Here is a 9,431-nt window from a genome sequence, read left to right as displayed (position 1 = left end):
GGGGATTCGAACCCCCGATAGGCTATTAACCTATACACGCTTTCCAGGCGTGCGACTTAAACCGCTCATCCATCTCTCCGAGAAGTCCGCGATTATAGCAGGCTTGCTCAGCAAATCCAGTATTTCTTGATGCAATCCGTTAGCCGCGTCGCAAGTAAGTCACCAGGCGATCTATCACCGGTGCATTGCGGGGCGTCAGCAGGCTCACCAGGATGGCCACGGCAAAGCCCGCAGGGACGCCGAAGGCACCGGATGCGATCGGGTCCACGCCAAACCAGCGGTTGCCGAAGAAGCCTGTCATGCGGGTGAAGAAGGGATAGTTGACGAAAATATAGTAAACGGACACCCCGAGTCCCGCCGCCATGCCCGCGACCGCGCCGGCGGCCGTGGTGCGCCGCCAGAAGATCGCCAGCACCAGTACCGGGAAAAAGCTGGAAGCCGCCAGCGAGAACGCCGCGCCGACCAGGAAGAGGATATTGCCGGGGCGCAGCGAGGTGACATAAGAGGCAAACAGTGCCACGCCCAGCAGCACGATCTTGGCGGTGGTGACCCGCCGCTGGTGGCTCGCCGTGCGGTCGATCATATGATAGAAAACATCGTGCGAGAGCGCATTGGCGATGGTCAGGAGCAGGCCGTCGGCGGTGGACAGCGCCGCCGCCAGCGCGCCGGCGGCAACCAGCCCCGAGATCACATAGGGCAGGCCGGCGATCTCCGGTGCCGCAAGCACGATCATGTCGGGCTGGATCAGCAGCTCCGCCCACTGCACGATGCCATCGCCGTTGACATCGCGGATGCCGAACACCGGCGGATCGACCTTGCGCCACTGCACCACCCATTGCGGCAGTTCCGCATAGGGCGTGCCGACCAGGTGCTGGAGGAATTCGTACTTGACCAGCGCGGCCAGCGCCGGCGCCGACACATAGAGCAGCGCGATGAAGAACACCGCCCAGGCCACGGAGTTGCGCGACTCCTTCACCGACGGCGTTGTGTAGAGCCGGGTCAGGATATGCGGCAAGCTGGCGGTTCCCAGCATCAGGCAGAACACCAGCAATACGAAATTCAGGCGCTTGGTCTTGCGCTCCCCCTCCGAAGGGGACGGATAGGGTTCCGTCGACGGAATGCTCGGCTGGCTGCGTGCCAGTGCTTCCTCGCGCTGCTGGTTCCATTGCTGCTGGGCCGCGGCCACGTCGCGCGGATACTCGACCCGTTCGCGCTCGACCGTCTTGATCTCGCGCAGCGGCGCATTGCGCAGGCGCAGTTCCTGGAGGCGCACGGCCAGCGCGTTACGCTCCTCGTCATACGATTGCGGCAACCTGGCGATGCGCTCCTGCATCTGGATCGCCTGCTGCCGGTAGTACTCGCGCACGGCCTGCTCCGCCGGGTCGCGCTCCATGCTGCGCTCGCGCGCGTCGATCTGCGACAGCAGCTTGCCGTAGCTCAGCTGCGGCAGCGCTTCGTGATGATGCTTCCAGGCAATCATCGAGACCGTCGCCAGGAAGGCCACGATCAGCATGATGTACTGCGCCACCTGGGTCCACGTCACTGCCCGCATGCCGCCCAGGAAAGAGCACACCAGAATACCGGCCAGGCCGAAGAACACGCCGACGGCAAACTCCACGCCGATAAAGCGGGTGACGATCAGCCCCACCCCCTGGATCTGCGCCACCAGATAGACGAAGGAGCACAGCGATGCCGCCAGCACGGCAATCGCGCGCACCGGCATATTGCCGCCGGGCTTGCCGTTGCCGTAGCGCGCCGCCAGGAAGTCGGGAATGGTGTAGCCGCCGTACTTGCGCAGATAGGGCGCGAGCAGGAAAGCCACCAGGCAATAGCCGCCGGTCCAGCCCATCACATAGGCCAGCCCTTCGTAGCCCGACGCGAACAGGATGCCGGCAAGGCCGATGAAGGACGCCGCGCTCATCCAGTCGGCCGCGATCGCCATGCCATTGAACAAGGCCGGCACGCGCCGTCCGGCTACATAGTACTCATTGAGGTCCGAGGTACGGCAGATCAGCCCGATGCACGCATAGATGGCGATGGTGACGAACAGGAAGACATAGCCAAGCCAGAGCGCATCGCCGCTGGAATGCTCCAGCAGGCCCATCATGCCGATAAAGGTGAACAGGCCGACGGTGAACAGGCCGTAGTACAACAGCAGCCGGCGGCGAAAGCGCGACTGTTCGTCGGGCATGGGAAAAGTGGTTGGACGGGCGGGGTGGATGCGGCGGGAACCTGCCGGCATGGCGCGCCGGCAGGCTGGTTTGTAGCCCCGTTATTGGGCCTGTTTCAACTGATCCAGGATGGCGGGGTTTTCCAGGGTGGAGGTGTCCTGGGTGATTTCCTCGTTCTTGGCCAGCGAGCGCAACAGGCGCCGCATGATCTTGCCGGAGCGCGTCTTGGGCAGGTTATCGCCGAAGCGGATGTCCTTGGGCTTGGCGATCGGACCGATCTCCTTGCCCACCCAGTTGCGCAGCTCGGCGGCGATCTGCCTGGCTTCTTCCTCGTTCGGGCGCGAACGCTTGAGCACCACGAAGGCACAGATGGCTTCGCCGGTCATGTCATCCGGCCGGCCCACCACCGCGGCCTCGGCCACCATCGGGTTGGACACCAGCGCGGACTCGATTTCCATCGTGCCCATGCGGTGGCCCGAGACGTTGAGCACGTCGTCGATGCGGCCCATGATGGTGAAGTAGCCGGTGTCCTTGTCGCGGATCGAACCGTCGCCGGCAAGATAGAGCGTGCCGCCCAGCTCTTCCGGGAAGTAGCTCTTCTTGAAGCGCTCCGGGTCGCCCCAGATGGTGCGGATCATCGAGGGCCACGGGCGCTTGACCACCAGGATGCCGCCATTGCCGTTGGGCACGTCCTGCCCGGTTTCATCCACGATGGCCGCCATGATGCCCGGCAGCGGCAAGGTGCAGGAACCCGGCACCAGCGGCGTGGCGCCCGGCAGCGGCGTGATCATGTGGCCGCCGGTCTCGGTCTGCCAGAAGGTGTCGACGATCGGGCAGCGCTCGCCGCCGATATTGCGGTAGTACCACATCCACGCTTCGGGGTTGATGGGCTCGCCCACCGTGCCCAGCAGGCGCAGGCTGGACAGATCGTATTGCTTCGGATGGATCTTCTCGTCGGCCTCGGCCGCCTTGATCAGGGAGCGGATCGCGGTCGGCGCGGTGTAGAAGATGCTGACCTTGTGGCGTGCGATCATGTCCCAGAAACGGCCGGCATTGGGATAGGTCGGCACGCCCTCGAACACCACCTGGGTAGCGCCGGCGGCCAGCGGGCCGTAGGCGATATAGGTGTGCCCGGTGACCCAGCCGATGTCGGCGGTACACCAGAACAGGTCGTCGGGCTTGATGTCGAAGCTCCACTTCATCGTCATCAGCGCCCACAGCAGGTAGCCGCCGGTGCTGTGCTGCACGCCCTTGGGCTTGCCGGTGGAGCCCGAGGTATAAAGCACGAACAGCGGATGCTCGGCGCTGACGGGTTCGGCCTCGCAGGTTTCCGGCTGGCCGGCGGCGACGTCGTCCATCCAGAGGTCGCGGCCTTCGGTCCAGTTGACCTTGCCGCCGGTGCGGCGGTACACGATCACATTCCTGACCGCTTCGCAGCCACCGAGCGCCAGCGCTTCATCGGCGATGGCCTTGAGCGGCAGCGCCTTGCCACCGCGCATCTGTTCGTCGGCGGTGATCAGCGCCACCGCGCCGACGTCGACCAGCCGCTCCTGCAGCGACTTGGCGGAGAAACCGCCGAACACCACCGAATGGGTCGCGCCGATGCGGGCGCAGGCCTGCATGGCCACGACGCCCTCGACCGACATCGGGATATAGATGACGACGCGGTCGCCCTTCTTGATGCCGAGCCCCCGCAGGCCATTGGCGAACTGGCAGACCTTGGCATGCAGCTGGCGGTAGGTCACCTTGCTGACGGTGCCGTCGTCGGCCTCGAAGACGATGGCGACCTTGTCGGCGTTGCCGTTGTCCAGGTTGCGGTCCAGGCAGTTGTACGAGGCATTGAGTTCGCCGTCCTCGAACCACTTGTAAAACGGCGCGTTGCTCTCGTCGAGCACCTTGGTGAACGGCTTGTTCCAGTGCAACAGCTCGCGCGCGTGGCGGGCCCAGAAGCCTTCGTAGTCGCGCTCGGCTTCGTCGCACAGCACCTGGTAAGCCTCCATGCTGGGGATCGCGGCGTGCTTGGCGAACGACTCCGGGGGATTGAAAACGCGATGCTCCTGCATCACCGACTCGATGGCGGACATTTGTTTGTCTCCTGATATGGCCTGGCTGCTTGGCTGCCAACTTACGCGCGACGCCTTACTTAAACCTGACGCAGGCAACAGCCGGCGCCGGCGCGCTGGCTGTTGCAATGCAGCATGAAATATCGTCCCGGCGAAGCATCCGCGCATGGGATGTGCAGCCTTATCCATTAGGCTAGCACAGCTATAATGCCGCGAGCCCTTTCCCGAACATGGCGCTACGGCATTGCAGGTCGCGCGGGCCGCCGCACACACCTCCGAATCCCTGCCGCTCCCATGGCTTTCACGCAACCCACGTGCCCATCCACGCCCTCTTCCTGATCGCCTCCATGGCCCTGGTCGGCAGCAATGTCGGCCTGGGCAAGGCCATCGTGGCCTATGTGCCGATCCTGCTGTTCGCCCTGCTGCGCTTTGCCATCGCCATTGCCTGCCTGGCGCCCTGGTACCGGCCGTCACGCATGCGGATGGTGTCGCGCGGCGAGTGGCTCAACCTTTTCCTGCAGGCGTTCTTCGGCACCTTCCTGTTCACGCTGCTGATGCTGGGCGGGGTACGCCTGACCAGCGCCATGGCGGCGGGCGTGATCACCAGCACCATCCCGGCCACGGTCGCCCTGCTCTCCTGGCTGATCCTGCGCGAGCGGCTATCGCGGCGCACGGTGTTATCGGTGCTGCTGGCGGTTGCAGGCATTGCGGTGCTGAACGTGGCGCGCGGCACGGATCACGGCAGCGGCGGCGAGCGCGCGCTGCTCGGCAACCTGATGATCATGGGCGCGGTGATCTGCGAGTCGATCTATGTGATCCTCTCGCGGCGCCTGGCGCAGACGCTGGCTGCCATCGAGATCTGCGCGTACACACACCTGATCGGCGGACTGCTGATGCTGCCGCTGGGCCTGGTGCCGCTGCTGAATTTCGACGCGAGCACGGTCCCGGGGCCCATCTGGCTGATGCTGCTCTGGTACGCGCTGTCGGCCAGCATCTTCTCGTTCTGGTTGTGGATGAAAGGCGTGCGCCACGTACCGGCGCAACTGGCCGGCGTGTTCACGGCGGTACTGCCGGTGGCTGCCGCCACCTATGGCATCGTCTTCCTGGGCGAGCAGCCCGGCTGGGCGCATGGCGTGGCGCTGGCGTGCGTGCTGGCCGGCATCGGGCTGGCCAGCTGGCCCGGCCCGATCGCGCGCGGCGCGTGGCGCGCCGACCGCGCCACGTCGCGCGGGGCCGACTCCGGCCACGCGGGCTGACGGGCCGCGGCCGTCGGGTGCGCGCGCTCACGCGCGGTGGCGCCGGCATCACCCGAGAGACTGTCGACAAGCGCATGCAGGCCGGCAACCCACCCCGCCTGGGTGTATCATCGCGGGTTGAATTTCCCCTCGACTGTCCTCCCCATAAAATGACTGTCATCAAGCAAGAAGACCTCATCCAGAGCGTCGCCGACTCCCTCCAGTACATCAGCTACTACCACCCGATGGACTACATCACCAGCCTGGGCCGCGCCTATGAGCTGGAGCAGAGTCCCGCCGCCAAGGATGCGATCGCGCAGATCCTGACCAACAGCCGCATGTGCGCAGAAGGCAAGCGCCCGATCTGCCAGGACACCGGCATCGTCACGATCTTCGTCAAGGTGGGCATGGACGTGCGCTGGGACGGCGCCACCATGGGGCTCTCGGACATGATCAACGAAGGCGTGCGCCGCGGCTACACCAACCCCGACAACGTGCTGCGCGCCTCCATCGTGAACCCGCCCGAAGGCGGCCGCAAGAACACCAAGGACAACACTCCCGCCGTGATCCACTATGAAGTGGTGCCCGGCAATACGGTGGACATCCAGGTGGCGGCCAAGGGCGGCGGCTCCGAGAACAAGTCGAAGTTCGTGATGCTCAACCCCTCCGACTCCATCGTCGACTGGGTGCTCAAGACCGTGCCGACCATGGGCGCCGGCTGGTGCCCGCCCGGCATGCTGGGCATCGGCATCGGCGGTACCGCCGAGAAGGCCATGGTCATGGCCAAGGAATCGCTGATGGACCCGATCGACATCCAGGATGTGATCGCACGCGGCCCGCAGGACTGGATCGAGGAACTGCGCGTCGAGCTGTACGAGAAGGTCAATGCACTGGGCATCGGCGCGCAGGGCCTGGGCGGCCTGGCCACCGTGCTCGACGTCAAGATCATGGGCTACCCGACCCACGCGGCTTCCAAGCCGGTGGCGATGATCCCGAACTGCGCGGCTACCCGCCACGTGCACTTCACGCTGGATGGCAGCGGCCCGGCCAAGCTCGAGGCCCCCGACCTGTCGGCCTGGCCGAAGGTGGAGTGGGCACCGAACACCGAAACCTCCAAGCGCGTCGACCTCAACACGTTGACGCCGGAAGAAGTCGCCTCATGGAAGCCCGGCCAGACCCTGCTGCTCAACGGCAAGATGCTGACCGGGCGCGACGCCGCGCACAAGCGCATCGCCGACATGCTGGCCAAGGGCGAGAAGCTGCCGGTGGACTTCAAGAACCGCGTGATCTACTACGTCGGTCCGGTCGACCCGGTGCGCGACGAAGCCGTCGGCCCGGCAGGACCCACCACCGCCACGCGCATGGACAAGTTCACCGAGATGATGCTGGCCGAAACCGGCCTGATCTCGATGATCGGCAAGGCCGAGCGCGGCCCGGTGGCGATCGAGGCCATCAAGAAGCACAAGTCGGCCTACCTGATGGCGGTCGGCGGCGCAGCCTACCTGGTGGCGAAGGCCATCAAGCACGCCAAGGTGGTCGGCTTCGAAGACCTCGGCATGGAAGCCATCTACGAGTTCGACGTCAAGGACATGCCCGTGACGGTGGCCGTGGACAGCGAAGGCACCTCGGTGCACAAGACCGGCCCTGCTGAATGGCAGGCCAAGATCGGCAAGATCCCGGTCGCAGCGCTGTAAAGCGTGCCGCACCGCGACAGCCATGCTGTCAGCGAAAGCCGGGTCTTCCGACCCGGCTTTTTGCTACCGGCCCTCTTGCTGGCCCGACTGTCCGACCGTCCGATTGCCTTTTTATCCTCCCCGTGAACAACGCACCCATCGGCATCTTCGATTCCGGCCTCGGCGGCCTGTCCGTATTGCGCGAAGTCCGCGCCCTGCTGCCGCATGAATCGCTGATCTACGTCGCCGACTCGAAATACGCGCCTTATGGCGAGAAACCCGAACGCTTCGTCGAAGCACGCACCCTGCAGGTTTGCGAGTGGCTGGTGGCGCAGGGCTGCAAGGCCCTGGTGATCGCCTGCAACACGGCCACCATGCATGCAGTGCAGACGCTGCGCGCGCGGCTTGCGCTACCCATCGTCGGCGTCGAGCCGGGCCTGAAGCCTGCCGCCGCGGCAAGCCGCAGCAAGGTGGTTGGCGTGCTGGCCACCAGCAATACATTGAAGAGCGCGAAGTTCGGCCGGCTGCTCGCCTCGATGGAAGGCGAGAGCCGCTTCCTGTGCGAGGCGGGCGTCGGGCTGGTTCCGCTGATCGAGCAGGGCGATGTGAACGGGCCGGCCGTGCGCGAGAAACTCACGGCCTACCTTTCACCGATGCTGGAAGCCGGCGCCGATACGCTGGTGCTTGGCTGCACCCATTACCCCTTCCTGTCCGACACCGTGCGCGATCTGGTGGGCGACCGGCTGGCGCTGGTCGACACCGGTGACGCGATTGCACGGCAATTGCACCGCAAGCTCGCCGAGCACGGCATGGCCGCCGATGCCGGCGCCGTGCCGGTCGACCGCTACGCGTCGACCAAGGATGCCGCCCACCTGCGCGCCATGGCAGCGGCGCTGCTGCACGTGGATGCGCCGGCCGAAACCGTGGTGATCGAACCCGCGCCGCCGGCGCTCGGCTGAGGCGGCGGCGGCGCCTTTAACCGTATCGATCCGGTCCGGCTACTGGAGAAAACCTAGTGGCCGGCGCTGCCGCACATCGGGCTTGACCGCATGTTCCTGGCGCAGTTGTGCCAGGAATTCATCGGGCGTCAGCGTTTCCTCCAGCAGCACGCACTGCCGCTTGACGGTGGCGAAATCACCCGGCGTCAGGCAATCCAGCTTCGCCAGTTCCTCGCGCATTGCGGCATCCAGGCGGCCGGCGTCGGCGTCCAGCGCTTCCTCGATAAACATCGCGGTGCGTTGCTCCACCTTCAGCGGCAGGAAACGGATCTTGAACGAAAAGCGCCGCAGCGCCGCCTCGTCGATCCGTTCGAACAGGTTGGTGGTGCAGACGAAGATGCCGTTGAAGCGCTCCATGCCCTGCAGCATCTCGTTGACCTCCGACACTTCATAATTGCGCACCGCGTTCTGCCGGCTCTGCATGAAGCTGTCGGCCTCGTCGAGCAGCAGTATCGCGCCGTCCTCTTCGGCCCGGGCGAACATGGCGGCGATCTGCTGTTCGGTTTCGCCCACATACTTGCTCATCAGGTCGGAGGCGCGGCGGATCATCAGCGGCTGCTCCAGCGCCGCCGCGATGTGCTCCGCCAGCGCGGTCTTGCCCGTGCCGGGCGGTCCGTAGAAGCAGAGCGTTCCGCGCTGGCGCGCCTTGAGCGCCTGCACGATCTTGCCCACTTCGTAGCGGGTCTCCAGGTTGAGATAGTCCAGCCGGTAGTGCGTCACCACCGGCCGCCCTTCCACTTCCGGGCGCAAGCCCATGGCGCGATCGGCATGGTCGAGCTGTCGCAATATCAGCGCCTCCACCGGCTCGGCCACGCCGGGGCCCGCCAGCTGTACGAAGCGCGCTGCCGACTGCACCTGCGCCGGCGTCAGGGTCTTGCGCGCCGCCAGCAACGCGATGAAGGCGTCGCTCACGTCCAGCGTACCGAGGTGCTTGCGGATGATGTTTTCGCGCACCAGCGGCGGCGGGATCTTCAGCTCCAGGTGAAACTGGAAGCGGCGCAGGTAGGCCGGATCGATCTGTCGAATCGAGTTTGAAATCCAGATCACCGGCACCGGGTTCTGCTCCAGCGTCTGGTTGACCCACGCCTTGCCGTTCACCGAGCCGCGGGCGTCCTCCTGCCCGAACAGGCTGGTCAGCTCTCGCGCGCTGCCGGGGAACACGTCCTCGACCTCATCGAACAGCAGCGCCGTGCGCGGACGGCCGCGCAGGAAGGCCTGCGACACCTGCAGCGAGCGGTAGCGGTCCTTGCCCGACAGGCTGTTGCCGTCGCGGTCCAGGCAATCCACTTCG

General features: G+C 65.6%; 6 protein-coding genes. 3 read left to right on the top strand and 3 right to left on the bottom strand.

Annotated elements, in window-relative coordinates:
- Window positions 1–139: 139 nt before the first annotated feature.
- Window positions 140–2,191 carry a VC_2705 family sodium/solute symporter gene (locus P3W85_RS13470; RefSeq protein WP_276265148.1) on the bottom strand — a complete coding sequence of 684 codons (2,052 nt, stop codon included), beginning with the start codon at window positions 2,189–2,191 and terminating at the stop codon, window positions 140–142.
- A gap of 81 nt (window positions 2,192–2,272) precedes the next feature.
- Window positions 2,273–4,255 carry an acetate--CoA ligase gene (gene acs / locus P3W85_RS13465; protein WP_276265147.1) on the bottom strand — a complete coding sequence of 661 codons (1,983 nt, stop codon included), beginning with the start codon at window positions 4,253–4,255 and terminating at the stop codon, window positions 2,273–2,275.
- A 293-nt stretch (window positions 4,256–4,548) separates the two neighbouring features.
- Between acs and P3W85_RS13460 the strand changes: the two genes are divergently transcribed.
- The 3 genes from P3W85_RS13460 (at window position 4,549) to murI (ending at window position 8,101) form a co-directional block, all read left to right on the top strand.
- Window positions 4,549–5,490: a DMT family transporter gene (locus P3W85_RS13460; protein ID WP_276265146.1), complete on the top strand. Its 942-nt coding sequence runs from the start codon at window positions 4,549–4,551 to the stop codon at window positions 5,488–5,490.
- Between the two features lie 149 nt (window positions 5,491–5,639).
- Window positions 5,640–7,163 carry a fumarate hydratase gene (locus tag P3W85_RS13455; protein WP_017224547.1) on the top strand — a complete coding sequence of 508 codons (1,524 nt, stop codon included), beginning with the start codon at window positions 5,640–5,642 and terminating at the stop codon, window positions 7,161–7,163.
- Between the two features lie 122 nt (window positions 7,164–7,285).
- A complete protein-coding gene (gene murI, locus P3W85_RS13450) occupies window positions 7,286–8,101 on the top strand; it encodes a glutamate racemase (protein ID WP_017224546.1) in 816 nt (271 codons plus the stop codon).
- A 39-nt stretch (window positions 8,102–8,140) separates the two neighbouring features.
- Here the strand turns inward: murI and P3W85_RS13445 are convergent.
- On the bottom strand, window positions 8,141–9,431 hold a 1,291-nt coding region (locus tag P3W85_RS13445), incomplete at its 5' end, for an ATP-binding protein (RefSeq protein WP_276265145.1).

It is taken from the genome of Cupriavidus basilensis (genome assembly GCF_029335485.1).
In the GTDB taxonomy this organism is placed as follows: Bacteria; Pseudomonadota; Gammaproteobacteria; order Burkholderiales; family Burkholderiaceae; genus Cupriavidus; species Cupriavidus basilensis_E.
The sequence above is the reverse complement of the archived record's forward strand: the minus strand, read 5'-3'. Positions and strand labels throughout refer to the sequence as shown.

Bases quoted from the DNA above. Each gene is read 5' to 3' on its own strand.
- acs (WP_276265147.1), bottom strand. From the start codon at position 4,255: ATGTCCGCCATCGAGTCGGTGATGCAGGAGCATCGCGTTTTCAATCCC.
- P3W85_RS13455 (WP_017224547.1), top strand. From the start codon at position 5,640: ATGACTGTCATCAAGCAAGAAGACCTCATCCAGAGCGTCGCCGACTCC.
- P3W85_RS13470 (WP_276265148.1), bottom strand. From the start codon at position 2,191: ATGCCCGACGAACAGTCGCGCTTTCGCCGCCGGCTGCTGTTGTACTAC.